This window comes from Streptomyces sp. R28 (assembly GCF_041052385.1).
In the GTDB taxonomy this organism is placed as follows: domain Bacteria; phylum Actinomycetota; class Actinomycetes; order Streptomycetales; family Streptomycetaceae; genus Streptomyces.
This window is the reverse complement of record NZ_CP163439.1, coordinates 6,031,011-6,054,594: the sequence shown is the minus strand read 5'-3', so window position 1 is coordinate 6,054,594 and position 23,584 is coordinate 6,031,011. Positions and strand designations below refer to the sequence as shown.

Genomic DNA, 23,584 nt, shown 5'->3' with positions numbered 1-23,584 from the left:
GCGGTGCCGCCCCGTCCCTCCTGCCATAGTGAGTTTGATAAGACAGTTCTTCTGACGGTACCCCAGCTTTGACGACCGTAGCCGCACGGGAGGGCTGGCAAGCCCGTCTGCATGCTCCAACGGCGCGAGGCCCGCCGGGGTTCCCGATCTTCGTACAGCGCTTGGGCCCTTGGGGTCCGACTGCGCGGACCGTCGGACTCAGCCGCCGTAGACGTGGGGCGCGAGCGTACCGACGAACGGGAGGTTGCGGTACTTCTCGGCGTAGTCGAGGCCGTAGCCCACGACGAACTCGTTGGGGATGTCGAAGCCGACCCACTCCACGTCGATGGCGACCTTCGCGGCCTCGGGCTTGCGCAGCAGGGTGCACACCTTGAGGGAGGCGGGCTCGCGCGAGCCGAGGTTGGAGATCAACCAGGACAGGGTCAGGCCGGAGTCGATGATGTCCTCGACGATCAGGACGTGCTTGCCCTTGATGTCGGTGTCGAGGTCCTTGAGGATCCGCACGACACCGGAGGACTGGGTGCCGGCGCCGTACGACGACACGGCCATCCAATCCATGGTGACGGGGGTGGACAGCGCTCGGGCGAGGTCGGCCATGACCATCACCGCGCCCTTGAGGACGCCGACGATGAGCAGATCCTTGCCCGCGTACTCCGCGTCGATCTTCGCGGCCAGCTCGGCCAGCTTCGCGTCGATCTCTTCCTTGGTGATGAGCACCTGCTGGAGCTCGGCACCCATGTCTTTCGCGTCCACCCGCATCACTTTCGGTCGTCCCACCGGCTGGTCCGTGCCGCTCTCACGACCCGCTCTGGGGCCGGTGGGAGGGTCCGGTTTCAGCCTTGCCGAATCACCAGTCTGCCACCCTGGCGCTGTGCGACGACTTTGCCGGGGAGATTGATGGCTCCCTGGCCGCGCCAGCCGGTGATCAGGCGGTCGACTTCCTCGATGTGGCGGGCGAACAGCGCACCGGCGGGCGCCCCGGCCTCGATGGCGGCGCGGCGCAGGATCCTGCGGCGTACGGCGGGCGGGAGGGCGTACAGCTTGGCGCACTCCAGGAGGCCGGCCGAGTCGCGTACGGCGGCCTCGGCCTGGCCGGCCCAGGCGTCGAGTGCGTCGGCGTCGTCGCGGGAGAGCTGGGCGGTGCGGGCGAGGGCCTCCACGACGCCCTTGCCGAGTGCCTTCTCCAGAGCGGGCAGGCCCTCTTGGCGCAGCCGCGACCTCGTGTACGCGGGATCCGCGTTGTGGGGGTCGTCCCAGACCGGCAGGGACTGGACCATGCACGCCTTGCGGGCGGTCTGCCGGTCGAGCTGGAGGAAGGGGCGCCGGTAGCGGCCGCCGGCCCCCGAGACCGCGGCCATTCCGGACAGGGAGCGGATGCCTGAGCCGCGGGCGAGTCCGAGCAGGACGGTTTCGGCCTGGTCGTCCCGGGTGTGGCCGAGCAGGACGGCGACGGCGCCGTGGCGGACCGCCGCGGAGTCGAGGGCGGCATAGCGGGCGTCTCGGGCGGCGGCCTCGGGTCCGCCCTGGCGGCCGACTGTCACGGCGATGGACTCGACCGGGTCGAGGCCGAGTTCGCGCATGCGCAGGACGACTTCCTCGGCACGCAGGTCGGAGCCGGGCTGCAGACCGTGGTCGACGGTGACGGCGCCGGCGCGGATGCCGAGTTTGGGGGCTTCGAAGGCGAGCGCGGAGGCGAGGGCCATGGAGTCGGCGCCGCCGGAGCATGCCACGAGCACGAGCGGGGAGGGGGGTCGCTCGTGCGGGGCAGCGCGCGTGGGCTCCTGCGGGGCCTGGCCGGGGAGCTCGTACGACGGCTCGCGGGCCGTGTCGTACGCGGCGGGCGTGAGGCCCGTCGATGTCGCGGGGGGCGCCACGGCCGGTGTCATGTGCGGGATCTCGTACGAGATCGCGCGTGACGTGCTGGGCGCGGGGGCGTTGGTGGAGCGGCTGTGGTCGGTGAGGATGTCGTGGAGGACGCGGCGGACCGCCAGGCGTATCGCCGCGACCGCAGGATGGGGACCCATTGTCCGGTTCCCTTCATGAAATTGTCGGGGGGTGAGCCCGACGGTCGGTCACTCAGAGTGTGTAGATGGTGACAGAGCCGGGCCGTTCCCCGAGCATTGCACGCCTACCCATGACTCACGGTCCCTCGGACGGGTGATTGAAGGGGCGTTCGCCTGCCGTCGGCCGGATTCGGTTCACGACGTTCGTATGAGATGCACAACGCGGCGCGCGATTCACGACTCGGCTTTGCGGTGCACCCGCGCGACCCAATCCGCCGGTTTGGCGATCTCCGCCTTGGTCGGGAGGGTGTTCGGGGAGGTCCACACGCGGTTGAAGCCGTCCATGCCGACCTGGTCCACGACGGCCCGCACGAAGCGTTCACCGTCGCGGTACTGCCTGAGTTTGGCATCCAGACCCAGCAGCTTGCGCAGGGCCGTGTCCAGTCGGGAGGCGCCCTTGGCACGCCGCTGCTGGAACTTCTCGCGGATCTCGGCCACGGTCGGGACGACTTGGGGACCCACCCCGTCCATCACGAAGTCGGCGTGGCCCTCCAGGAGCGACATCACTGCGGTGAGGCGGCCGAGGATCTCCCGCTGGGCCGGGGTCTGCACCAGTTCGACGAACGAACGTCCGCCGTCGTCCTCCTCGGCCTCGGGCCGGCCGCCGGCGAGTGACTGCGCGGCCTCGCGGATGCGTTCCAGGACGGTCATGGGGTCGACGTCCGTCTCTCCCAAGAACGACTGGATTTCGCCCTCCAGGTGGTCCCGCAGCCAGGGGACGGCACTGAACTGAGTGCGGTGCGTCTCCTCGTGCAGGCATACCCACAGGCGGAAGTCGTGGGGCTGTACGTCGAGTTCACGCTCCACATGCACGATGTTCGGGGCGACGAGCAGGAGTCGGCCGCCGCCACTCGGTGAATCGGGGGGGCCGCCCGCGGGGAGTTCGCGGGTGGCCGGGGCGAACGTCTCGTACTGGCCGAGGACCCGGGAGGCCAGGAAGGACAGCAGCATCCCCAGTTCGACGCCGGTGACCTTGCCGCCGACGGCGCCGAGGACCGCGCCGCCGGTGCTGCCGCTGCGGCGCTCCTGCATCTTTTCGAGCAGGGGCTTGAGGATCTCGCGGAACCCGGCGACGTTCGCCCGGACCCAGCCGGGGCGGTCGACGACGAGGACGGGGGTGTCGTGGGTGCCCTCCGTGCCCATACGAGTGAAGCCCCGGACGTGTTCCTCCGAGGCCTTGGCATGTCGGCGCAGCTCGGCGACGACGGCCCGGGCCTCGTCGCGGCTCACCTCGGGGCCCGGCCGTACGAGCCGGGTCGCGGTCGCCACCGCGAGATTCCAGTCGACCATCTCGGCACCACCGATGCTCGTCATGTGTCAACCGTACGTGAGCGTTCCCACTTGGGGCAGGCCGTGGGGGTTGGCGGGGCCACGGTGCGTTTGGGGGGTGCTCGGCGTTATGGGCGGCGACTTGGGTCGGCAGGGGCTGCCGTCTGATCAGGCGGCGCCCGGCGCTGCATGCCGTGCCCACCCGTTCCGCCCTGCGGAACGACTGCCCACGGCGGGAGGTGACCACGGCTGCACAGCGCGAAGCGGACGGCTACGGCACGGCGCGAAGCGGACGGTTACGGCACGGCGCGAACCGACAACCGCGGCACAGCGAGAGCGGGCCCGCTGCAGCACGGCGCGAACCGACAGCCACGGCACAGCGAGAACGGACCGCTGCAGCACGGCGCGAACCGACAGCCACGGCACAGCGGCAGCGGACCGCTGCGGCGGTGCAGGCGCCGAGGAGGGCTGCGGCGCGGCGTGGGTGGGACGGTCGCGGCCCCTTCCGGTGGCTAGCCGCAGCCGCACGACGCCAACGCCGTCGCCGTCCGGTCCAGCGCCGCCCGGGCCGCCTCCGTGTCGGCGCCCGTCGACAGGAACGCGAAGGCGAGCAGGCGCCCGTCCTGGTCCACGACCGTGCCGGCCAGGGAGTTCACGCCGTTCAGGGTGCCGGTCTTCGCTCGGACGAGGCCGGCCGCGCCATCGGCGTAACGGCTGGTCAGGGTGCCGGTGAAGCCGGCCACGGGGAGGCCGGTCAGAACCGGGCGGAGCTCGGGGTGAGCCGGGTCGGCCGCCTTGGCCAGCAGGGCCGTGAGCAGGTCCGCCGTGAGTTTGTCATCGCGGTCGAGGCCGCTGCCGTCCTTGAAGTCGGCACCCTCCACCGGCAGCCCGAGCCTCTTCAACTGAGCCCCGATCGCCTCGCCCGCGCCGTCGAAGTCGGCGCGCGCGCCGCTCGCCACGGCGGTCTGGCGGGCGAGGTGCTCGGCGATGTCGTTGTCGCTGTTGGTGAGCATGCGCTCGACCACCGAGGACAGCGGCGGTGAGGTGACCTCGGCAAGCGCATCGGCCCGGTTCGTCGCCTTGGACGGGCCGGGCGCGGTGGTCTTGATGCCGCGGTCCGCGAGAAGGGCCGCGAACTGCGTCGCCGCGTCCTTCGCCGGGTCCTCCTTCCGCTTCACCGGCCCGCTGGTGGAGTCGTTCGTGCGGGCCTCATCGACCATGAGGGCGCTGACCGGGGCGAGGTTGCCGTTCACTCCGATGGGGTGCAGTTCGGGGCCGGCGTAGAGCGTCTTGTCGTACGAAAGGGTGACCTGGCGTACGTCCCGCTTCTTCAGCGCCGCCGCCGTCTCGTCGGCCAGCTCCCGCAGGCTCGCCCAGCCGTCGGCCTCCTTGCGCGCGGTCAGCGTGGGGTCGCCGCCGCCGACCAGGACCAGTTCCCTCGTGTCCGTCTCGAGGGCGGTACGGGTGGTGAGGCGGTGGTCGGGGCCCAGTGCGGCGAGGGCGGCCGCGGCCGTGGCGATCTTCGTCGTGGAGGCGGGGGTGAGGGGCTCGGAGGCTCCGTCGTCGTAGAGGCGCTTGCCGGTGGCCACGTCGACGATCGCCGCCGTGCGGGCGCCGAGTTCCGGGGCGTCCAGGAGCGGGCCCAGGAGACCGGCGAGAACCTTGCCGTTCGGGGCCGACTTCACGGTGCTGATTCCGCCGCCCAGGCCGGTGAGGACGGAGGCCGCGCTGGGGGCGGGGCGGGGTGTATCGGCCGACGTGTCCGTGGAATCGGACGTATCGGCATTACGGCCGTGATCTGCGCCACCCGTACGCTCCTGGACGGCCGCCCAGTCCCGCTCGGCCGTACGCTGACCGGTGGAGTCCCAGGGTCCGGCGGTGGTCACCGCTCCGGCGGCCAGCGCCAGTCCGGCGGTGGCGGCGCCCGCGGTGTACTGCCAGGTCTTCGGCTTGCGTGTCCGCGCGGCCTGCGGGGAGACGGCTCGCGCGAGCCGTGCGACCCGTGGTTTCGCGGCCGTCGCGGCGCGTGCGAGACGTGGACGTACGGCCTCCACGGCCCGTGCCAGACGCGGTCGTACGGCGCCCGCGACCCGCGTCACATGCGGTTTCGCGGCTCGCCAAGGCCTCAGCTCTGGCACGACCAACAGCCCCTTTCGCGATCACACACCTGCGTGAGGGACACTTAACCACCAGAACTATGTGTTGATCATGGAGGAGCCACCGGTGGAGTTCGACGTCACGATCGAGATTCCGAAGGGTTCGCGGAACAAGTACGAGGTGGACCACGAGACCGGTCGGATCCGCCTGGACCGTCGCCTCTTCACCTCGACCGCCTACCCGACCGACTACGGCTTCGTCGAGAACACCCTCGGCGAGGACGGCGACCCGCTGGACGCGCTGGTCATCCTGGACGAGCCGACGTTCCCGGGCTGCCTCATCAAGTGCCGCGCGATCGGCATGTTCCGGATGACGGACGAGGCCGGCGGCGACGACAAGCTGCTGTGCGTGCCGGCGACGGACCCGCGCCAGGAGCACCTGCGTGACATCCACCACGTCTCCGAGTTCGACCGCCTGGAGATCCAGCACTTCTTCGAGGTCTACAAGGACCTGGAGCCCGGCAAGTCCGTCGAGGGCGCCGACTGGGTGGGTCGCACCGAGGCCGAGGCCGAGATCGAGCGGTCCTACAAGCGCTTCAAGGACCAGGGCGGTCACTGAGCCACCGGTCTGAGGCACCAGTTGCTTCGAGCCATGTGAACGGGCTGCACGCGTGCGCGTGCAGCCCGTTCGCGTGTCTGTGCGCATACTGAGTGCGGCAGGAGGTGTCGTACAGGGAGTGCTACTCAGGTGACGGACGTGGAGGACCGCAAACCGCAGTCGGACGAGGCAAGGATGGCCTTCACGCCGCCCGTCGGCGTCGAGGTGGGGGAAAGCGAGTCGGAGACGACGTCCGAGTTCGCCCTCCCCAAGGGGCTGGGCGTACCGCAGCCGCCGCTTCCGGAACCCGAGCGCTCGGCGTTCAGCACGCCGAGCCTGTACAGCGTCGAGGACGCCTCACCCGCGTTCACGCCCGCGACCGGCATACCGAAGATCAGCCTGACCAAGGACCTGCCCTGGCAGGACCGGATGCGGACGATGCTGCGCATGCCGGTGGCCGAGCGGCCCGCGCCGGAGCGGATGCCGAAGGCGGAGGAGGAGGGTCCGGCCGTCCCGCGCGTGCTGGACCTGACCCTGCGTATCGGCGAGCTCCTGCTGGCGGGCGGTGAGGGCGCGGAGGACGTCGAGGCGGCGATGTTCGCGGTCTGCCGGTCCTACGGCCTGGACCGCTGCGAGCCGAACGTCACCTTCACCCTGCTGTCGATCTCGTACCAGCCGTCGCTGGTGGACGATCCGGTCTCGGCGTCGCGTACGGTACGGCGGCGCGGCACCGACTACACGCGCCTGGCCGCCGTGTACCAGCTCGTCGACGACCTCAGTGACCCGGAGAGCCACATCTCCCTGGAGGAGGCCTACGGGCGCCTCGCGGAGATGCGCCGCAATCGGCACCCGTACCCGACCTGGGTGCTGACCGGAGCGAGCGGGCTGCTCGCGGGGGCGGCCTCCGTGCTGGTCGGCGGTGACGTGATCGTCTTCATCGCGGCCATGCTGGGCGCAATGCTCGGCGACCGGCTGGCGTGGCTGTGCGCGGGGCGCGGGCTGCCGGAGTTCTACCAGTTCACGGTGGCCGCGATGCCGCCGGCCGCGATCGGGGTCGCGCTCACGCTGGCGCACGTCGATGTGAAGGCCTCCGCGGTCATCACCGGTGGACTGTTCGCGCTGCTGCCCGGACGGGCGTTGGTGGCGGGCGTGCAGGACGGGCTGACCGGCTTCTACATCACCGCGGCCGCGCGCCTGCTGGAGGTCATGTACTTCTTCGTCGGCATCGTCGTCGGTGTGCTGGTGATCCTGTACCTCGGCGTGAACCTGGGCGCCGGCCCCGACCCCGACGCGCTGCTGAACATCTCCGAGCGGCCGTACTGGCAGATCGGTGCGTCGATGCTGCTGTCGCTGACCTTCGCGGTGCTGCTCCAGCAGGAACGGTCCACCGTGCTCGCCGTGACCCTCAACGGCGGTGTCGCCTGGGTGGTGTACGGCGCGCTGCACTACGCCGGTGAGCTGTCGCCGGTTGCCTCCACGGCTGTCGCGGCGGGGTTGGTGGGGTTGTTCGGGCAGCTGATGGCGCGGTATCGGTTCGCGTCGGCGTTGCCGTACACCACCGCCGCCATCGGGCCCCTGTTGCCAGGGTCGGCCACATATTTCGGGCTGTTGTCCATCGCCCAGAACAAGGTGGATGCGGGGCTTGTTTCGCTGGCCACGGCGGCTTCCTTGGCCATGGCCATCGCTATTGGGGTGAACCTCGGGTCTGAGATCTCGCGGTTGTTCCTGCGGATCGGGTCGCCGGAGAAGCGGCGGGCTGCCAAGCGGACGCGGGGATTCTGAGGCCGGGCGCCTACTGGGGCGGGGCCTTGTGTCCGACGGCGTCTGCGGGTTGTTTGTGGCTTGTCGCGCAGTTCCCCGCGCCCCTTTAGCGGCGTTTCAGTAACCCTGGTTGGGCGGGTACTGCTGGTTCTGCTGGGCGTCGTACGGCTGCTGCTGGCCGTAGCCCTGGGGGTACTGCTGGGCGTACGGCTCCTGCTGGGGCTGCTGGTTGTAGTACTGCTGGTCGTAGCCGTACTGCTGAGGCTGGTCGCCGTACTGCTGCCGGCCCTGGTTGCCGTACTGCTGTCCGCCCTGGTTGCCGTACTGCTGCTGGGGCTCGTCGTCGGACGGGATGCGGCGGAGCTGGGTCGTCGCGTCGTCCATCGGCGGGGCCTGCTGGGTCCGTGCGGCGGGAGCCTGCGCGGCCGCGCGCTTGTTCTTGGCGCGCTCTCGCAGGTACTCGATGATGATCGGGACCACGGAGATGAGCACGATCAGGACGAGGATCGCCTCGACGTTCGTCTTGATGAACTCGATCTGGCCGAGCCAGTAGCCCGCGAGGGTGATGCCGGTGCCCCAGGCGACGCCACCGATGACGTTGTACGTGAGGAACGTGCGGTACTGCATACGGCCGGCGCCCGCCACGATGGGGGCGAAGGTGCGCACGATGGGCACGAAGCGGGCGAGGACGATCGCCTTGGGGCCGTACTTCTCCATGAACTCGTGTGCCTTCTCCAGGTTCTCCTGTTTGAAGAGCTTGGAGTTGGGGCGGTTGAAGAGCTTCGGGCCGAAGAACTTGCCGATCATGTAACCGACTTGGTCGCCGATGACGGCGGCCAGGACGATGAGGGTGCAGACCAGCCACAGGGGCTGGCTGATGTAGTTCCCCTCGGCCACGAACAAGCCCGCCGTGAACAGCAGCGAGTCACCTGGCAGGAAGGCGAAGAGGCCGGACTCGGCGAAGACGATCAGCAGGATGCCGGGCAGGCTGAAGGTCTGGATCAGATAGTCCGGGCTGAGCCACTCGGGGCCGAGCGCAAGCGTGGTCACGGGATTCGTGGCTCCTGCTGGGTGGGGGCGGGCGGGCTGGGGCTGGCTGGTCAAATTATCAACGCTGCACTGGCCGCCCAGGTTCCATGGACCCCCTCAGGATGCACTGTGCCCCCGCTGCGACAAAGCTGTGATTCATGGGCATCGAAGAGTACGGCGGCGGGCAGGGACCCCAACCCGACGTCCTGGTAGTGACCACCAATGACATTCCCGGCTACCGGGTCACCGAGGTTCTCGGCGAGGTATTCGGCCTGACCGTGCGCTCGCGGCACCTCGGCAGTCAGATCGGCGCCGGACTGAAGTCGCTGGTCGGCGGTGAGCTCAAAGGGCTCACCAAGACCCTCGTGGAGACCCGTAACCAGGCCATGCAGCGGCTCGTCGAGCAGGCACGCGCGCGTGGGGCGAATGGCGTGCTGGCGTTCCGCTTCGATGTGTCGGAGGCCGCGGACGTGGGCACCGAGGTGTGTGCCTACGGAACCGCGGTGGTCCTGGCCCGGGAGTAGCCCGCAGGGCACCCGGGCCAGGGATCACGGAGTGTGGCGGACCGCGTTCGCCAGGATCGAGTCACGCAGGTACACCGCGAGGCCGGGCCGGATCTTGTCGTACGTCGCGGTGAACCGCGGGTCGGAGACGTACATCTCGCCCAGGCAGGTGTGCATCTCGTGCCCGCAGTCGTAGTGGCTGCGGGAGATCCACTGGCGGTGTTCCTCGGCGGCGTCCATCGCCGCCGAGGAGTCCGCCGGCTCACCGGCCTCCATCAGCGCGACGAAGCGCTGGTTGATCTCCTCGGACTCGCGCTGGATCCGCTGCCAGTCCTCCTTGGTGTACGAGGCCGCCCGCTGCTGCGACTGCCGATAGGCGTCGGTGTCGCCCCAGCGTTCCTGCACCTCGTCCTCGTACTGGTCCGGGTCGAAGTCACCGAACACCTCGAACTTCTCCTCCGGCGTCAGATTGATCCCCATCTTGCGTGCCTCCATGGCGTGCTCCACGGCCGCCGCCATCTTCTGCAGCTTCTCGATCCGGGCGGTCAGCAGCTCGTGCTGTCGGCGCAGGTGTGCGCGCGGGTCCGTGTCCGGGTCGTCGAGCAGGGCGGCGACCTCCTCGAGCGGGAAGCCGAGCTCGCGGTAGAACAGGATCTGCTGCAGCCGGTCGAGGTCGGCGTCGCTGTAGCGCCGGTGGCCCGCGTGGCTGCGCTCGCCGGGTGCGAGCAGGCCGATGTCGTCGTAGTGGTGCAGGGTGCGCACCGTCACTCCGGCGACGCCGGCGACCTGTCCCACGGAGTAGCTCACTTCCGCTCCTTTCTCGGTACGCACTCCACGATGAGTCCTCACGCGACGTGAGGTGCAAGCCCGTTTCCCTCCGGGTGTCGCGCCCGTTTTGCCCGTTTATCGTGAGCCCGTGGCCCAGGACACCGTGCAGCAGTTACCCGCCGCCGCCCCGGCGACCCCGGCCCGCGCGCTGCTGCCGTTGATCCTCCCCGCTCTCGTGGTCGGCGTGGGCGCGAGTCTGCTCCTGCTCGGGGTGAGCGTGGCGGCCGAGGAGCTCCAGGACGTGCTGTGGCGGAACCTGCCCGACGCGCTGGGGGTGGGCCGGTACTCCGTGCTGTGGATGGTCGTCATGCTCACCGCGACCGGCGCGGCGGTCGGCCTGGTGGTGTGGAAGGTGCCGGGGCATGCCGGGCCCGACCCGGCCACGACCGGGCTTGACGCGCCCGTGCTGCCGCCCGCCGTGCTGCCGGGGCTGGTGCTGGCGACCGCGCTGATGCTCGCCGGCGGGCCGAGTCTCGGCCCCGAGAACCCGATCATCGCCGTGAACGTGGGGCTCGCCTTCTGGCTGGGCCGGCGGCTGGTTCCCCGGGCGCCGGGCGGCCTGTGGGCGGCGCTCGCGGAGGCGGCGACGATCGGCGCCCTGTTCGGTACGCCGGTGGCGGCGGCACTGCTCCTGTCCGAGGCCCTGGCCGGGCGGCAGCTGAAGGGGGCACTGTGGGACGACGTCTTCGCGCCGCTCGTCGCCGCCGCCGCGGGCGCGCTGACGACCACCCTGGTGGCGCATCCGAGCTTCGATCTGCACCTGCCCGCTTTCGGGCGGCCCGGCTGGGGCGATCTGCTCGCGGCGCTGGTGATCGCGTCCGTCGCCGCGCTGCTCGGCATGTGCGCCGTCCGCGCCTTCCCGTACGTCCATGGCGCGTTCACGCGGCTGGGGCATCCGATGGTGGCTCTGCCGGTCGGCGGGCTGGTGCTGGGCCTGCTCGCCGCGCTGGGCGGCCCTCTCACGCTCTTCAAGGGGCTGGACGAGGTCGGGGAGATCGCGGCCGATCCCGAGGGCCGGTCGGCCGGGGAGTTCGCGACGATGACGGTGGTGAAGCTGGCCGCGCTGCTCGTCGCCGCGTCCTGCGGCTTCCGCGGCGGGCGGATCTTCCCGGCCGTGTTCGTCGGCGCCGCCCTCGGGCTGTGCGCCCACGCCCTCGTGCCCGCCGTCCATCCCGCCGTCGGTGTCGCCACGGGCGTGCTCGGCATGCTCCTCGCCATCACCCGGCAGGGCTGGGTGAGCCTGTTCACGGCCGCCGTGCTGGTGTCCTCGCCGGCGGTCATCGCCCTGCTGTGCATGGCCTCGCTGCCGGCCTGGCTGCTGGTGACCGGACGCCCCCAGATGCAGCTGTGCGACGACGGAACCCCGATCCGCTGACCCCCGCCAACCCCCTTTGGGAGACTCAGGAGAAAGCCCATGCCGCTGCACAAAGGTCCCGAGGGGCCCGACGAGCGCCCGCTGGCCGTCAACCCCTTCTACGGGGAGGCGAATCCGGTCGGCGGCATGACTCAGGCCCCGCCCAAGCACCGGCTGCCGGACGCTCCCCTGCCGCCCTCGACGGCGTACCAGCTCGTCCACGACGAGCTGATGCTGGACGGCAACTCCCGGCTCAATCTCGCCACCTTCGTCACCACCTGGATGGAGCCGCAGGCCGCGGTTCTGATGGGCGAGTGCCGGGACAAGAACATGATCGACAAGGACGAGTACCCGCGCACCGCCGAGTTGGAGCGGCGCTGTGTGGCGATGCTCGCCGACCTGTGGAACGCCCCCGACCCGTCGGAAGCCGTGGGGTGTTCGACGACCGGGTCGAGCGAGGCGTGCATGCTCGCCGGGATGGCCCTCAAGCGGCGCTGGGCGCAGCGCAACGCCGACCGCTACCCCGCCCACGACGTCCGCCCCAATCTGGTCATGGGCGTCAACGTCCAGGTCTGCTGGGACAAGTTCTGCAACTTCTGGGAGGTGGAGGCCCGGCAGGTACCCATGGAGGGCGACCGCTTCCGCCTCGATCCGCAGGCGGCGGCCGCACTGTGCGACGAGAACACCATCGGGGTCGTCGGCATCCTGGGCTCCACCTTCGACGGCTCCTACGAGCCGATCGCCGAGCTGTGCGCCGCCCTCGACGAACTGCAGGAGCGCACCGGCCTCGACATCCCGGTGCACGTCGACGGCGCGTCCGGCGCCATGGTCGCGCCCTTCCTGGACGAGGACCTGGTCTGGGACTTCCGGCTGCCGAGGGTGGTCTCCATCAACACCTCGGGGCACAAGTACGGGCTCGTCTACCCCGGCGTCGGCTGGGCGCTGTGGCGCGACCGGGCGTCCCTGCCCGAGGAGCTCGTCTTCCGCGTCAACTACCTGGGCGGCGACATGCCGACCTTCGCGCTCAACTTCTCCCGGCCCGGCGCCCAGGTCGTCGCGCAGTACTACACCTTCCTGCGCCTCGGCCGCGAGGGCTACCGGGCCGTGCAGCAGACCACCCGGGACGTCGCCCTCGGCATCGCCGAACGCGTGGCGGCCCTCGACGACTTCCGGCTGCTGACCCGGGGCGACGAGCTCCCGGTGTTCGCCTTCACGACCCAGCCGGAGGTGACGGCCTACGACGTCTTCGACGTCTCCCGGCGGCTGCGCGAGAAGGGCTGGCTGATCCCCGCGTACACCTTCCCGCCGAACCGCGAGGACCTGTCCGTCCTGCGGGTGGTCTGCCGCAACGGCTTCTCGACCGACCTCGCCGAGTTGTTCGTGGAGGACCTGAGCCAGCTGCTGCCGGAGCTGCGCCGGCAGCCGCATCCCCTGACGCAGGACAAGGGCGCGGCCACCGGCTTCCACCACTAGACGGCTGCGGGAGGGCTACCGACAGCCGGCCGCTAACGGCTCAGGCGCGCGAACCGCCGTACCGCCAACGGGAAGAACACGGCCAGGAGCACCAGCGGCCATACGATCGCCGCCGCCAGGTGCTCCGTGCCGGTACCGCCGAACAGGTCGCGCACTGCGGTCGCCGTGTGCGACATCGGGTTCCACTCGACGACCGTGCCCAGCCAGCCGGGCATGGACCCGGGCAGCGCGAGGGCGTTGGACAGGAAGCCGATCGGCCAGACCAGGATCTGCACCGCCTGCACCATCTCCGGCTTGCCGGCCACCAGCGCCAGGTGGATGCCGATCCACAGCATGGCGAACCGGAAGAGCAGGAGCAGTCCCACGGCGCCCAGGAAGGCCCCCGGGCCGCCGTCCGCGCGCCAGCCGAGCGCGTACCCGACGCCCATGAGGACGAACAGGGCCAGCGCCGACTGGAGCATGTCGGCCGCCGAACGGCCCACCAGTACCGCCCCGTTGGCCATCGGCATGGACCGGAAGCGGTCGATCACGCCCTTGTTGAGGTCCTGCGTGACGGCGATCATCGTGCCCTCCAGGCCGAAGGCCATGGTGAGCGCGAGCATGCCGGGGACGACATAGTCGATGTAGGAGCCCTGGACGCCCCGGCCGCCGCCGATCAGGTAGCCGAACATCAGCAGCAGCATCACGGGGAAGAGCAGGTTGACCACGACCTGGACGGGTTGCCGCGTCCAGTGGGCGAGTTCGCGGCGGGTCATGGTCCAGGAGTCGGTCAGGGCGTGGGTGCTCATGCTCATGCGGGCTCCTTCACTCGGCGGTCGTCTCCCGTGAGGTGCAGGAACACCTCGTCCAGCGTCGGCCGGCGCAGCGCCACGTCCTCCGCCTCGATTCCGGCCTCCTCCAGGGCCCGTACGACGCCGGAGAGCGCCGCCATCCGGTCGGTGACCGGGGCGCTGAGCAGGCGGCGGTCGGGGTCGACGCGGACGTCGTCCTTCGGTACGGGCAGCAGGGCGACCGCCGCGCCCAGGTGGCCGGCGTCGCGCAGGACGACGTCGATGCGGTCGCCGCCGGTCAGTGCCTTGAGCTCGTCCGCGGTGCCGTCGGCGATGACACGGCCGGCGTCGACGACCGAGATGCGGTCGGCGAGCTGGTCGGCCTCCTCCAGGTACTGGGTGGTGAGCAGGACCGTGGTGCCGCCGCCGACCAGGGAGCGGACCGCGGACCAGACCTCGGCGCGGCCTCGGGGGTCGAGGCCGGTGGTGGGTTCGTCCAGGAAGAGCACCTCCGGGTCGGTGATGAGGGAGGCCGCCAGGTCCAGTCGCCGGCGCATGCCGCCGCTGTACTGCTTCACCGGCTTGCGGCCGGTGTCGGCGAGGCCGAAGCGCTCCAGGAGCTCTGCGGCGCGCACGCGCGCGTGGCGGGCGCCGAGGTGGTAGAGGCGGCCGAACATCTCCAGGTTCTGGTGGCCGCCCAACTCCTCGTCCAGGGCGGCGTGCTGACCGAGCAGGCCGATACGGAGGCGCACCTCGTACGCCTGCCGCACGACGTCGTGCCCGGCCACCTCGACGCGGCCGCTGTCCGGCCGCAGGAGGGTGGACAGGATCCGGACCAGGGTCGTCTTGCCCGCGCCGTTCGGCCCGAGCACTGCGTGCACGGTGCCGCGCGCGACCGTGAGGTCGAGCCCGTCCAGTGCGTTCTTGCCGGCTGTGCCGCCGTACTTCTTGCGTGCCTTTTCGACGGTGATCGCCGTGTCGGCCACTGAGACTCCCTCGCTAGTCAAACTTGACCACCAGCTCGAAGCTAGTGCCCGGTCCAGGCTTAGTCAAACTTGATTAGCGGCGGTCCTCCGGATGCCGCTCCCCCGTCGCGTACGGGTTCTCCTGGTCCTCGGCGAGGATCCCGACGAACGGATCGCCCTCCCCCGCGAAGGTGTAGGCGCCGCCGCGGATGCGCTCGATGAGGCCGCGGGTCCACTCGGCGCCGGTGTCGGCGGAGTGGACCCAGAAGTTCATGATCTCGCCGATATGGCCGAGCCGGCCGGGCCCGTCCTCGGGCGTGTAGTACTCGGTGACGGCCTTGCGCCACTCCTCGATGCGGCGCACCCGCTCCCCGAGCAGGGCGAGGACCTCCTCGCGGTCCAGGTCGACCATGAAGCCGAGCGCGGCGGTGAGTACGTCCGGTCTCTGGTCGTAGGCCGTGAGGTACTGGCGCACCAGCCCGAGGTATTCCTCGGTGCCCTTCTCCGTGACCTCGTACTCCGTGCGCGGCGGACCGCCGGCCGTGGACGGCGCGATCTCGTGGGCGTGCAGCAGCCCCTGCTTCGCCATCTGCTTCAGGGCGTGGTAGATCGAGCCGGGCTTGGCGTTGGACCACTCGTGCGCGCCCCAGTACTCCAGGTCGTTGCGCACCTGGTAGCCGTGGGCCCGCCCGTGCTGACGGACCGCACCGAGCACGAGGAGACGGATCGCTGACATGCGGTCCAGGTTAGGGCCGCGTCGCCCTGGGGCCGAGGTCAGCCCCAGGACGTGCCCCGCTCGTGCCGGGCGGCTCGGCGAGCGGGTTCGCCGGGTGCGCCCCGCGCCTCAGCGATGGGATACCTGGCAGGCATGCACCTGGTGTCCACCTGGATGCGTGTCCACGGAGTGGGAAGTGAACCGCTCAGAACGGGAACCCGCTCCGCCCGTGCTGTACCGAGATCCACTTGATCGTCGTGAACGCGTCCAGCATCGTCTCGCCGTTCAGGCGGCCGAGGCCGGAGTGCTTCTCGCCGCCGAAGGGGACGATCGGCTCGTCGTGGACCGTGCCGTCGTTCACGTGGAACATGCCGGTGTCGATCCGCTTGGCGAAGGCGACACCCCGCTCGATGTTCCCGGTGTGGACGGCGCCGCTCAGGCCGTACGGGGTGTCGTTGACGAGGCGTACGGCCTCCTCCTCGCCGTCGAACGGGACGAGGAAGGCCACCGGGCCGAAGACCTCCTGCTGGAGCAGAGCCGAGTCGGCGGGGACGTCGGTCAGGACCGAGGGCTCGACCAGGTTGCCCGTCGTCGTGCCGTGCACCAGGGCCGTCGCGCCCTCGGCGATCGCCTGCGCGACCGTGACCGAGATCGCTTCCGCCTGGGAGGCGTTGATGACCGGGCCGATGACGGTCTCCGGGTCGCGCGGGTCGCCGGCCTTGAGGGTCTTCACCTTGGCGACGAACTTCTCGGTGAACTCCTCCGCGACCGAGCGGTCCACGAGGACCCGGTTCGCGGCCATGCAGACCTGGCCCTGGTGGACGTACCGGCTGAAGACCGCCGCGTCGACCGCGTAGTCGATGTCGGCGTCGTCGAGGACCACCAGCGCGCTGTTGCCGCCGAGTTCGAGGACCGAGCGCTTGAAGAGCGAGGCGCAGACGGTGGCGACGTGACGGCCGACCTTGTCGGAGCCGGTGAAGGAGATGACCTTCGGGATCGGATGCTCGATGAAGGCGTCGCCGATCTCCGCGATGTCCGTGATGACGACGTTGAGGAGACCGGCGGGCAGGCCCGCGTCCTCGAAGATCTTCGCGACCAGGGAGCCACCGCAGATCGGGGTGTCCTGGTGCGGCTTTAGGACCACGCCGTTGCCGAGCGCGAGGGCCGGGGCGACCGACTTGATGGAGAGCAGGAAGGGGAAGTTGAAGGGGCTGATGACGCCCACGACGCCCACCGGCACGCGGTAGACGCGGTTCTCCTTGCCATCCGTCGGCGACGGGATGATCTTGCCCTCGGGGCGCAGCGCCAGGTGGACCGCCTCGCGCAGGAACTCCTTGGCGAGGTGGAGTTCGAAGGCCGCCTTCAGCCGGGTGCCGCCGAGCTCGGCGATGATCACCTCGGCGATCTCCTGCTCGCGGTCCTCTATCAGACGCAGCGCCTTCTCGAAGACGGCGCGACGGGCGTAGGGATTGGTCGCGGCCCACTGCTTCTGGGCGCGGGCTGCCGCCTGGTAGGCCTCATCCACCTCGTCGACCGTGGCTATGGTGATCGACGCCAGCTTCTCGCCGTCGTACGGGTTGAAGTCGATGACGTCCCAGGAGCCTGTGCCCGGGCGCCACTCACCGTCGATGTACTGCTGAGCCAGGTCGGTGAAGTAGGACGACATGTGATCCCTCAATCCCTAGCGGACACCCGATCGACTGATCACGGACGCCGGGATCGCCTTGATCGGCCTTGATCGTTTTCACGGTCTGATCACACGTCATCGTACTTGCGTTTCAAGAGAGTTGAAGGAGTCCCCGGAGAAGATCACGGCTCTCGTCCGGCCCCGGACTGTCCTGCTGAAGCTCCTTCAGCGCCTTCTCGTACTGGGCGACGTCCTCGTGCTTGTCGAGGTAGAGCGCGCTGGTGAGCTGTTCCACGTAGACGACGTCCGAGAGGTCGGACTCGGGGAAGCTGAGGATGGTGAAGGCGCCGGACTCGCCGGAGTGGCCGCCGAAGCCGAACGGCATGATCTGCAGCCGCACGTTCGGGCGCTCGGAGACCTCGATCAGATGCTGGAGCTGGCCGCGCATGACGTCGCGGTCACCGTAGGGGCGGCGCAGGGCGGCCTCGTCCAGGACGATGTGGAACTCGGGAGCGCTCTCGGAGACGAGGTACTTCTGCCGCTCCAGGCGCAGCGCGACCCGCTTCTCGACGTCGGCCTGGCTCGCACCCTGCATCCCGCGCCGCACGACCGCGCGCGCGTACGCCTCGGTCTGCAACAGGCCGTGCACGAACTGCACTTCGTACGCGCGGATGAGGCTGGCCGCGCCCTCCAGGCCGACGTAGGTGGGGAACCAGCTGGGCAGGACGTCCGAGTAACTGTGCCACCAGCCCGCGACGTTGGCCTCGCGGGCCAGGGAGAGGAGCGAGTTGCGCTCCGCCTCGTCCGTGATGCCGTACAGGGTCAACAGGTCTTCGACGTCTCGCGTCTTGAAGCTCACCCGGCCCAGCTCCATCCGGCTGATCTTCGACTCGGAGGCGCGGATCGAATAGCCCGCCGCCTCGCGCGTGATCCCGCGCGCTTCCCGCAGTCGCCTCAGTTGCGAGCCGAGCAGCATGCGCCGCACCACCGATCCGGGCTCTCCCGCGCTCACGTTCGCCAGCCTCCCCAACCGTCTTCTGGGCCCGCAGTCTGCCACTAAATCACTTCGAGCAGTACTCGTCCGATTACAGAGAAGGAAAGAAGACAAGGATTCCGCTCAGGAAAGTGTGAGCGGAAGGCAAGGAGAGAGCGTGGAGTTGGCGGAAAAAATGGCCAACAAGCGGTACGGGAACATCCAATTCGGTCAGGTGCACGTGCATCTGCCCTTGCATCTGCTCTGCGCATCGGAAACCATGGTCCCGCGCAACCGCTGCATCGCAACGACCGCGAACTCCCGGGAGTGCCTCGCATGGGGACGAATGGATCGACCATGCTCGAGCCGTTACGGCAGGGCCTTCCGCCGCTGGATCCCGCAGCCGTCTCCAACGCCGCCTCCTGTGCGCTGCCCGCCCGCTACGAAGCGGTGCGCGAGGCGCGGCAGTTCACGCGCCGCACCCTCGACCAGTGGGAACTGGGCTGTCGCTTCGACGACGTCTGCCTCGTGGTCTCCGAGCTGGTGACCAACGCGCTGCGGCATGCGCTGCCGGCGGGTGCGCAGCGCATACCCGAGCAGGCGCCGCCCGTGCGGCTGCATCTCATGCGGTGGACCGAGCGGCTGGTGTGCGCGGTGCGCGACCCCAGCCACGACAGTCCGGTCGCGCGCGATTCCGACGACTTCTCGGCGGAGTCGGGGCGAGGGTTGTTCCTCGTCGACTCCTTCAGCGACAGCTGGGGGTGGCATCCGCTGGCGGGGACGCTGAGCGGGAAGGTGGTCTGGGCGCTGTTCCGGCTGCAGGCGGGGCAGGCTGCGGGGGCGGTGTCGGGGGCAGGGCCGGCGGACTGATGAACCGCGGTACTCGATGGCGCCGATTTTCTACGCGCGTTGCGGATGCGGTTGATGCCGAATGCCCTGAGTTGTACTCCCGATTGTGCCCGGTTGTACCCGGTTACGCGGCCTGACCTGCCAGGCCTCAGCCCACGACCAAGTGGTCGAACTCGCCGTCCTTGACACCGAGGAGCATCGCCTCGATCTCGGCACGGGTATAGACGAGGGCCGGGCCGTCCGGGAAGCGCGAGTTGCGTACCGCCACGTCTCCGCCGGGCAGCCGCGCGAACTCCACGCAGGAGCCCTGCGAGTTGCTGTGCCTGCTCTTCTGCCAGGCCACCCCGTTCAGATCCGTGGCTGCCATGCCGTTGTACACGTCGTGGTCCACAGGTCGCTCCCCGGTGGTGCGGTGGCTCGAGGCCATTGATGCGCGAGGTGGTGCAGTGAGGTGCAGTGATGTGCAGTGGTGATGCAGAGGTCAACTGCTCCCGGATCATAGCTCTGTTCACGTGCAGCTGCTTGAGCAGATGCACGTGCACGCGGGGTGTTCCTGCGGTTACTCCTGTGACGTGCGCGGCCCTACATGCGTTCCGGCGCATGCCCCAGGGATCGCAGCACATGCGTCCGCCGACCACCGCCCATGGTCGTCCTGAGCATCGGCTGAGCGGGGCGTCCGGATCGAATCCCTCGTGTATTAGGAACAGACGCGTTCCGCGCCCTTCTTGTTCCATATTTCAAGTGGCAGTCCAGTCCGGGGAGTTGGCCTGGGGGCGAGGGCCACTGGTGGTGAGGGTGGGGCGCTTTTTTTGACGCCCGCCGCTGCGGGCGGACACCCCCCGGCACGTCCCCTTCCCGCCGTACGCGGGCGCGGCGCCGCGGGGGTGCGCATTCCTGGCTCCCAGCCGGGGGGCTTCGGTCCTCAGCGGGTCGCGTACGGGAGCAGAGCCATTTCCCTCGCGTTCTTGATGGCCCTGGCCAGCTGCTTCTGCTGCTGGACCGTGATTCGGGTGACGCGGCGGCTGCGGATCTTGCCGCGGTCGGAGATGAACTTCCGCAGGAGGTCGGTGTCCTTGTAGTCGATGTAGGTGACCTTGGCCTGGTCGAGGGGGTTGGGGCGGTCCTTGGCCGGCTTGCGGTCGGGCTTGCGGGGCATGGGGAGTCAGACCTCCAGGAGGGTGTCGAAGGCGGGCGGGAGTTGTTTCCAGGCGTCGCGGCCGGCGGCGTACTCGGCGTCGGTCAGGAGGCAGGATTCGAGGAGTTGCTCCAGGCCGTCGCGGTCCAGGGCGGGGGACGTGAAGACCAGGTGCTGGCAGCAGTCGCCGTGCTCGGGGTGCCAGTCCAGCGCGGCGGCGGCCCGGCGGACCGGCGGGACCATGTCCCAGGCCGCGTCTGGGAGCGAAGCGAGCCAGGGGCCCGCGCTCTCCACGCACAGGGCGCCCCCTGCGGCGTCCCAGTGGAGCAGGACGTCGGGCTTGTCGGCCAGCCAGAAGCGGCCCCGGCTGCGGGCGGCCGCGCAGGTCAGGTCCTCCAGCGCCTCGTACAGCCGCTCGGGGTGGAAGGGGCGGCGGCGGTGCCAGACGAGGGTGGCGACGCCGTGCGCGTCGGCCTCGGCCGGGAGCAGCGCGCACGCCGGGTGCTGGGCGGCGGCGGCCGACTCGACGTCGAAGCCGGCCAGGGCCGCCTGGGAGAGGGGGGAGAGGGGACGGCGGCGTGGGGGCGGCACCGTCAGGTCCTCGGCGGCCGTGGGCGACGTCAGGGCGGGTGCGTCCGTCGGGTCGCCGAGGGCGATCGGGACCTGGCGGGCCGTCGGGTGGAGTTGGGCGAGCAGCTCGCGGTCCTCCTCGTCGGCCTCCGGGGATTCGGTGACGGCGAGGACGGGGGCGTACTCCAGCTGGCGCGCGAAGGTGTCGGCGACCGTGCGCTGGTCGGTCGGCGCGGCCGCCAGGCCCCGCTCGGCCAGGTCGTCGCCGTTGCCCAGGTAGGGCAGGACCAGCGCCGGGTCGACCGCGGTGATCACGCCGGTGAGGGTGAGCCCGCCCGCCGTGACCACCTCGGCCATGGCCTTGGGCTCGACCGAGTCCCACAGTTCGACGATCGCCATACGGGTGCCGCCGGCGTCCCGGAGCCGGAGCAGCTCCGGCACCAGGTCCTCGCGCAGGGCGCAGCAGGCGCAGTCGTTGACGAGGGGCGTCTCGCCGGCGGTCACGATTCCGGTGGCGTCGCGGATCGTGCGTACGACCGTGCCGGCGGTGGCCGTCGCCAGGTCGTGGTGGAGTACGACGCTGTCGGGGACGTCGGCGAGCAGTTGCGCCACGGCCGCCCTGCGGGCGTCGACGTGCAGCCCGCCGACGATCACGACGGAGAGCCCGGACATCACAGCCACGTCGTCAGCCCTGCTTTCCGTACCGGCGCTCGAAGCGCTCCACGCGGCCGGCGGTGTCCAGGACGCGGGCCGTACCGGTGTAGAAGGGGTGGCTGACGTTCGAGATCTCGACGTCGACGACCGGGTAGGTGTTGCCGTCCTCCCACTCGATCGTCTTGCCGGCGGGCACGCCGGCGAGGGTGGAGCGGGTCAGGAAGGCGTGGTTCGCGGCGCGGTCGCGGAAGACGACGGGGCCGTAGGCGGGGTGGATTTCCTTGCGCATGGCGGTGGTCAGCGCTCCTCTCGGAAGTCGACGTGGCGGCCGGCGACCGGGTCGTACTTGCGCAGGGTCATGCGGTCCGGGTCGTTGCGGCGGTTCTTGCGGGTGACGTAGGTGAAGCCGGTGCCGGCGGTGGACCGGAGCTTGATGACCGGGCGGAGTTCGTTGCGTGCCATGCTGATATCTTACTGAAAATGAATTCCATTAACAGCTGCGCTCGAGGAGAGGTTCGTCACCTGTGTCCGCACACTGCATGCTGACCGGCGCCCAGCCCGGTTTCGGCAACACCATTTCCCACTCCCACCGGCGGACCTCCCGCCGCTTCGACCCCAACATCCAGACCAAGCGCTACTGGCTGCCGAGCGAGGGCCGGCATGTGCGGCTGCGGCTGAGCGCCAGGGGGATCAAGACGGTCGACGTCATCGGCGTCGAGGCGGCCGTCGCCCGTATCCGCGCGCGGGGAGTGAGGGTCTGATGGCGAAGAAGAGCAAGATCGCGAAGAACGAGCAGCGGCAGGAGGTCGTCGCCCGGTACGCCGAGCGACGGGCCGAGTTGAAGGAGATCATCCGCCGGCCGTCGTCCACGGACGCCGAACGGCTCGCCGCCCAGCGTGAGCTGCGCAGGCAGCCGCGGGACGCCAGCGCCACCCGGGTGCGCAACCGGGACCAGGTGGACGGGCGGCCGCGCGGGTACTTCCGTGCGTTCGGGCTGTCCCGGGTGTCGCTGCGGGGGCAGGCGCATGCGGGGTATCTGCCGGGGGTGCGCAAGGCGTCCTGGTAGGTCCGGCAGGTCCTGAAGATCCGGCTACGACTCCCTGGTAGCTTGCTGCGGTCGTTTCGGCCCGGTGGGCCGGCTCGGCCGTATGCCGACCGCTACAGCTTGGGAGCTTCCAGTGACCTCGGCGAATTTCTCGTGTACGCGCACGATGTCGGGCCGACGGATGCGGGTCGTGGCCGTGGCCGTGGCCGCGTCCCTGGCGGGCGCGCTCGCGCTGACCGCGTGCAGCGGCGACGGCGGCTCCGACGCCAAGGACGGCTCCGGCCCCAGTGCCTCCGCGAGCGCCGGTGCCGACACCGGCGGCGGGACCGGAGGGTCGGCGTCGGCCTCCGGTGACCTGGAGGGCAGCTGGCTGGCCACGACCGACGGCAAGGCGGTCGTGCTGGTCGTCACCGGCACCGAGGCCGGGCTCTTCGCGACCGGCGGGACCGTGTGCAGCGGGACCGCCGGTGAGCAGGACGGGATGCGGATGATCCGCCTCAAGTGCCCCGACGGCAGCAAGGACCGGGCGGTCGGGATGGTCGACTCCGTCGGCAAGTCACAGTTGAAGGTGACCTGGGAGAGCGACCTCGGCGCGGAGACCTACACCAGGGCGCAGGGTGGGAAGCTGCCCACGGGGCTGCCGACGGCCGGTCTGGGATCGTGATGTCTGATCAGTGAACGTCCACCCGATCAGTTCGGTGCTTGCCTGCCGCCCGATCTGTTCGGTGCTTGCCGCCCGATCACCGACGTAACTCCAAGAGGATCCATGCGCGCCACTCCCCTCACCGTCGCCGCCCTCGCCGCGGCCCTCCTCCTGACCGCCTGCGACGACGGCGGGGGCGAGGCCGACAGCAAGGCCACCGCGGCCGGTTCCGCCTGCCGGATCGACGAGTTGGCCGTGCGCGTCGGGCCCGCCAACGCCGCCCCGGCCGCCGGGGACACCGGCAATGTCCCCGTCACGCTCACCAACCGCAGCGGTGCCGAGTGCACCCTGGACGGGCTGCCCGCCGTCGAGTTCCACGCCGGCGGCACCTCGACCACCGTCGCGCCCGACGAGGCCGCCGGGGCGAAGAAGACGACCCTGGTGAAGGGGGCCTCCACCTCCTTCACGCTCACCTATGTCCGGGGAGAGAAGGGCGGCAGCAAGAGCCTCGCCGTGGAGACGGCGAAGATCTATCTGCCCGGGTCCGCCAAGCCGCACAGCTTCGCGTGGTCGTACGGCGATGTCGCGCTCAAGAGCGACGGCGGGCAGGCCCCGGACGCCTCGGTGAGCGGGTTCCAGCAGTCCGGCGACTGAGGCGACCGAA

General features: G+C 70.2%; 26 protein-coding genes. 10 read left to right on the top strand and 16 right to left on the bottom strand.

The window, feature by feature from the left end:
- Positions 1-198 precede the first annotated feature (198 nt).
- The 4 genes from hpt to dacB all read right to left on the bottom strand — a co-directional run bounded on the left by hpt (position 199) and on the right by dacB (position 5,476).
- Positions 199-759 carry a hypoxanthine phosphoribosyltransferase gene (hpt, locus tag AB5J49_RS27065; protein WP_274249614.1) on the bottom strand — a complete coding sequence of 187 codons (561 nt, stop codon included), beginning with the start codon at positions 757-759 and terminating at the stop codon, positions 199-201.
- 74 nt (positions 760-833) lie between these two features.
- On the bottom strand, positions 834-2,024 hold the full coding sequence (tilS, locus tag AB5J49_RS27060) for a tRNA lysidine(34) synthetase TilS (RefSeq protein ID WP_369171341.1): 1,191 nt from the start codon (positions 2,022-2,024) through the stop codon (positions 834-836).
- 213 nt (positions 2,025-2,237) lie between these two features.
- Positions 2,238-3,377, bottom strand: coding sequence for a zinc-dependent metalloprotease (locus AB5J49_RS27055; protein ID WP_369171339.1), 1,140 nt, complete (start codon positions 3,375-3,377; stop codon positions 2,238-2,240).
- A 467-nt stretch (positions 3,378-3,844) separates the two neighbouring features.
- Complete coding sequence (dacB, locus tag AB5J49_RS27050; protein ID WP_369171337.1) at positions 3,845-5,476, bottom strand: D-alanyl-D-alanine carboxypeptidase/D-alanyl-D-alanine-endopeptidase; 1,632 nt, start codon at positions 5,474-5,476, stop codon at positions 3,845-3,847.
- Between the two features lie 79 nt (positions 5,477-5,555).
- Here dacB and AB5J49_RS27045 point away from each other — a divergent pair, with 79 nt between their 5' ends.
- Together AB5J49_RS27045 and AB5J49_RS27040 are read left to right on the top strand one after the other, a co-directional pair.
- The gene (locus AB5J49_RS27045) at positions 5,556-6,047 is read left to right on the top strand and encodes an inorganic diphosphatase (RefSeq protein ID WP_015658794.1); all 492 of its coding nucleotides are present in this window, start codon (positions 5,556-5,558) and stop codon (positions 6,045-6,047) included.
- Between the two features lie 129 nt (positions 6,048-6,176).
- Positions 6,177-7,808, top strand: a complete 1,632-nt coding sequence (locus AB5J49_RS27040; RefSeq protein WP_369171336.1) for a threonine/serine exporter ThrE family protein — start codon at positions 6,177-6,179, stop codon at positions 7,806-7,808.
- Positions 7,809-7,904: 96 nt separating this feature from the next.
- Here the strand turns inward: AB5J49_RS27040 and AB5J49_RS27035 are convergent, their stop codons facing one another.
- Positions 7,905-8,837, bottom strand: coding sequence for a DedA family protein (locus tag AB5J49_RS27035; RefSeq protein ID WP_369171334.1), 933 nt, complete (start codon positions 8,835-8,837; stop codon positions 7,905-7,907).
- Between the two features lie 137 nt (positions 8,838-8,974).
- Here AB5J49_RS27035 and AB5J49_RS27030 point away from each other — a divergent pair, with 137 nt between their 5' ends.
- Positions 8,975-9,340 (top strand): YbjQ family protein, encoded by a 366-nt coding sequence (locus AB5J49_RS27030; RefSeq protein ID WP_369171332.1) that lies wholly within the window; start codon positions 8,975-8,977, stop codon positions 9,338-9,340.
- 24 nt (positions 9,341-9,364) lie between these two features.
- Here AB5J49_RS27030 and AB5J49_RS27025 read toward each other — a convergent pair whose 3' ends face one another.
- Positions 9,365-10,126, bottom strand: coding sequence for a MerR family transcriptional regulator (locus AB5J49_RS27025; RefSeq protein WP_369171331.1), 762 nt, complete (start codon positions 10,124-10,126; stop codon positions 9,365-9,367).
- A gap of 109 nt (positions 10,127-10,235) precedes the next feature.
- Between AB5J49_RS27025 and AB5J49_RS27020 the strand changes: the two genes are divergently transcribed.
- Together AB5J49_RS27020 and AB5J49_RS27015 are read left to right on the top strand one after the other, a co-directional pair.
- On the top strand, positions 10,236-11,522 hold the full coding sequence (locus tag AB5J49_RS27020; protein ID WP_369171330.1) for an ion channel protein: 1,287 nt from the start codon (positions 10,236-10,238) through the stop codon (positions 11,520-11,522).
- 39 nt (positions 11,523-11,561) lie between these two features.
- Positions 11,562-12,974: a glutamate decarboxylase gene (locus AB5J49_RS27015; protein ID WP_369171328.1), complete on the top strand. Its 1,413-nt coding sequence runs from the start codon at positions 11,562-11,564 to the stop codon at positions 12,972-12,974.
- Positions 12,975-13,006: 32 nt separating this feature from the next.
- Here the strand turns inward: AB5J49_RS27015 and AB5J49_RS27010 are convergent, their stop codons facing one another.
- The 5 genes from AB5J49_RS27010 to AB5J49_RS26990 form a co-directional block, all read right to left on the bottom strand.
- The gene (locus tag AB5J49_RS27010) at positions 13,007-13,762 is read right to left on the bottom strand and encodes an ABC transporter permease (protein ID WP_369175278.1); all 756 of its coding nucleotides are present in this window, start codon (positions 13,760-13,762) and stop codon (positions 13,007-13,009) included.
- 2 nt (positions 13,763-13,764) lie between these two features.
- A complete protein-coding gene (locus tag AB5J49_RS27005) occupies positions 13,765-14,730 on the bottom strand; it encodes an ATP-binding cassette domain-containing protein (protein WP_369171327.1) in 966 nt (321 codons plus the stop codon).
- Between the two features lie 73 nt (positions 14,731-14,803).
- Complete coding sequence (locus AB5J49_RS27000; protein WP_369171326.1) at positions 14,804-15,445, bottom strand: PadR family transcriptional regulator; 642 nt, start codon at positions 15,443-15,445, stop codon at positions 14,804-14,806.
- 184 nt (positions 15,446-15,629) lie between these two features.
- The gene (locus AB5J49_RS26995) at positions 15,630-17,090 is read right to left on the bottom strand and encodes an aldehyde dehydrogenase family protein (protein WP_369171325.1); all 1,461 of its coding nucleotides are present in this window, start codon (positions 17,088-17,090) and stop codon (positions 15,630-15,632) included.
- A gap of 112 nt (positions 17,091-17,202) precedes the next feature.
- Positions 17,203-18,027 (bottom strand): helix-turn-helix domain-containing protein, encoded by an 825-nt coding sequence (locus AB5J49_RS26990; RefSeq protein ID WP_369175277.1) that lies wholly within the window; start codon positions 18,025-18,027, stop codon positions 17,203-17,205.
- Between the two features lie 354 nt (positions 18,028-18,381).
- Between AB5J49_RS26990 and AB5J49_RS26985 the strand changes: the two genes are divergently transcribed.
- Entirely contained in the window at positions 18,382-18,894 is a 513-nt protein-coding gene (locus AB5J49_RS26985) for an ATP-binding protein (RefSeq protein WP_369171324.1), read from the top strand.
- 127 nt (positions 18,895-19,021) lie between these two features.
- On the opposite strand, the gene AB5J49_RS26980 is transcribed toward AB5J49_RS26985, so the two are convergent.
- The 5 genes from AB5J49_RS26980 to rpmG form a co-directional block, all read right to left on the bottom strand.
- Entirely contained in the window at positions 19,022-19,300 is a 279-nt protein-coding gene (locus AB5J49_RS26980; RefSeq protein WP_274241730.1) for a DUF397 domain-containing protein, read from the bottom strand.
- Positions 19,301-19,795: 495 nt separating this feature from the next.
- Positions 19,796-20,029 (bottom strand): 30S ribosomal protein S18, encoded by a 234-nt coding sequence (gene rpsR, locus AB5J49_RS26975; RefSeq protein ID WP_369171323.1) that lies wholly within the window; start codon positions 20,027-20,029, stop codon positions 19,796-19,798.
- Positions 20,030-20,035: 6 nt separating this feature from the next.
- Positions 20,036-21,250 (bottom strand): GTP-binding protein, encoded by a 1,215-nt coding sequence (locus tag AB5J49_RS26970; RefSeq protein ID WP_369175276.1) that lies wholly within the window; start codon positions 21,248-21,250, stop codon positions 20,036-20,038.
- Positions 21,251-21,263: 13 nt separating this feature from the next.
- Positions 21,264-21,521 (bottom strand): type B 50S ribosomal protein L31, encoded by a 258-nt coding sequence (locus AB5J49_RS26965; RefSeq protein ID WP_369171322.1) that lies wholly within the window; start codon positions 21,519-21,521, stop codon positions 21,264-21,266.
- Between the two features lie 8 nt (positions 21,522-21,529).
- Positions 21,530-21,694, bottom strand: coding sequence for a 50S ribosomal protein L33 (rpmG, locus tag AB5J49_RS26960; RefSeq protein ID WP_015658813.1), 165 nt, complete (start codon positions 21,692-21,694; stop codon positions 21,530-21,532).
- A 62-nt stretch (positions 21,695-21,756) separates the two neighbouring features.
- Here rpmG and rpmB point away from each other — a divergent pair, with 62 nt between their 5' ends.
- From rpmB to AB5J49_RS26940, 4 genes are all read left to right on the top strand, one after another.
- Positions 21,757-21,993, top strand: a complete 237-nt coding sequence (rpmB, locus tag AB5J49_RS26955) for a 50S ribosomal protein L28 (RefSeq protein ID WP_369171320.1) — start codon at positions 21,757-21,759, stop codon at positions 21,991-21,993.
- A complete protein-coding gene (gene rpsN, locus AB5J49_RS26950; protein ID WP_062700616.1) occupies positions 21,993-22,298 on the top strand; it encodes a 30S ribosomal protein S14 in 306 nt (101 codons plus the stop codon). Before rpmB ends, rpsN begins: the two co-directional genes overlap by 1 nt.
- Before the next feature lie 160 nt (positions 22,299-22,458).
- Positions 22,459-22,941: a hypothetical protein gene (locus AB5J49_RS26945; RefSeq protein ID WP_369175274.1), complete on the top strand. Its 483-nt coding sequence runs from the start codon at positions 22,459-22,461 to the stop codon at positions 22,939-22,941.
- Between the two features lie 102 nt (positions 22,942-23,043).
- Complete coding sequence (locus tag AB5J49_RS26940; protein ID WP_369171319.1) at positions 23,044-23,574, top strand: DUF4232 domain-containing protein; 531 nt, start codon at positions 23,044-23,046, stop codon at positions 23,572-23,574.
- Positions 23,575-23,584 lie beyond the last annotated feature (10 nt).

Coding starts and splice junctions, on each gene's coding strand:
- rpsN (WP_062700616.1), top strand. CDS start 21,993: ATGGCGAAGAAGAGCAAGATCGCGAAGAACGAGCAGCGGCAGGAGGTC.
- AB5J49_RS26995 (WP_369171325.1), bottom strand. CDS start 17,090: ATGTCGTCCTACTTCACCGACCTGGCTCAGCAGTACATCGACGGTGAG.
- AB5J49_RS26970 (WP_369175276.1), bottom strand. CDS start 21,250: ATGTCCGGGCTCTCCGTCGTGATCGTCGGCGGGCTGCACGTCGACGCC.
- AB5J49_RS27015 (WP_369171328.1), top strand. CDS start 11,562: ATGCCGCTGCACAAAGGTCCCGAGGGGCCCGACGAGCGCCCGCTGGCC.
- AB5J49_RS27055 (WP_369171339.1), bottom strand. CDS start 3,377: ATGACGAGCATCGGTGGTGCCGAGATGGTCGACTGGAATCTCGCGGTG.
- AB5J49_RS27000 (WP_369171326.1), bottom strand. CDS start 15,445: ATGTCAGCGATCCGTCTCCTCGTGCTCGGTGCGGTCCGTCAGCACGGG.
- hpt (WP_274249614.1), bottom strand. CDS start 759: ATGCGGGTGGACGCGAAAGACATGGGTGCCGAGCTCCAGCAGGTGCTC.
- AB5J49_RS27030 (WP_369171332.1), top strand. CDS start 8,975: ATGGGCATCGAAGAGTACGGCGGCGGGCAGGGACCCCAACCCGACGTC.
- tilS (WP_369171341.1), bottom strand. CDS start 2,024: ATGGGTCCCCATCCTGCGGTCGCGGCGATACGCCTGGCGGTCCGCCGC.
- AB5J49_RS26980 (WP_274241730.1), bottom strand. CDS start 19,300: ATGGCCTCGAGCCACCGCACCACCGGGGAGCGACCTGTGGACCACGAC.
- rpmG (WP_015658813.1), bottom strand. CDS start 21,694: ATGGCACGCAACGAACTCCGCCCGGTCATCAAGCTCCGGTCCACCGCC.
- AB5J49_RS26990 (WP_369175277.1), bottom strand. CDS start 18,027: ATGCTGCTCGGCTCGCAACTGAGGCGACTGCGGGAAGCGCGCGGGATC.
- rpsR (WP_369171323.1), bottom strand. CDS start 20,029: ATGCCCCGCAAGCCCGACCGCAAGCCGGCCAAGGACCGCCCCAACCCC.
- AB5J49_RS26985 (WP_369171324.1), top strand. CDS start 18,382: ATGCTCGAGCCGTTACGGCAGGGCCTTCCGCCGCTGGATCCCGCAGCC.
- AB5J49_RS26945 (WP_369175274.1), top strand. CDS start 22,459: ATGCGGGTCGTGGCCGTGGCCGTGGCCGCGTCCCTGGCGGGCGCGCTC.
- AB5J49_RS27010 (WP_369175278.1), bottom strand. CDS start 13,762: ATGAGCACCCACGCCCTGACCGACTCCTGGACCATGACCCGCCGCGAA.
- AB5J49_RS26940 (WP_369171319.1), top strand. CDS start 23,044: ATGCGCGCCACTCCCCTCACCGTCGCCGCCCTCGCCGCGGCCCTCCTC.
- AB5J49_RS26965 (WP_369171322.1), bottom strand. CDS start 21,521: ATGCGCAAGGAAATCCACCCCGCCTACGGCCCCGTCGTCTTCCGCGAC.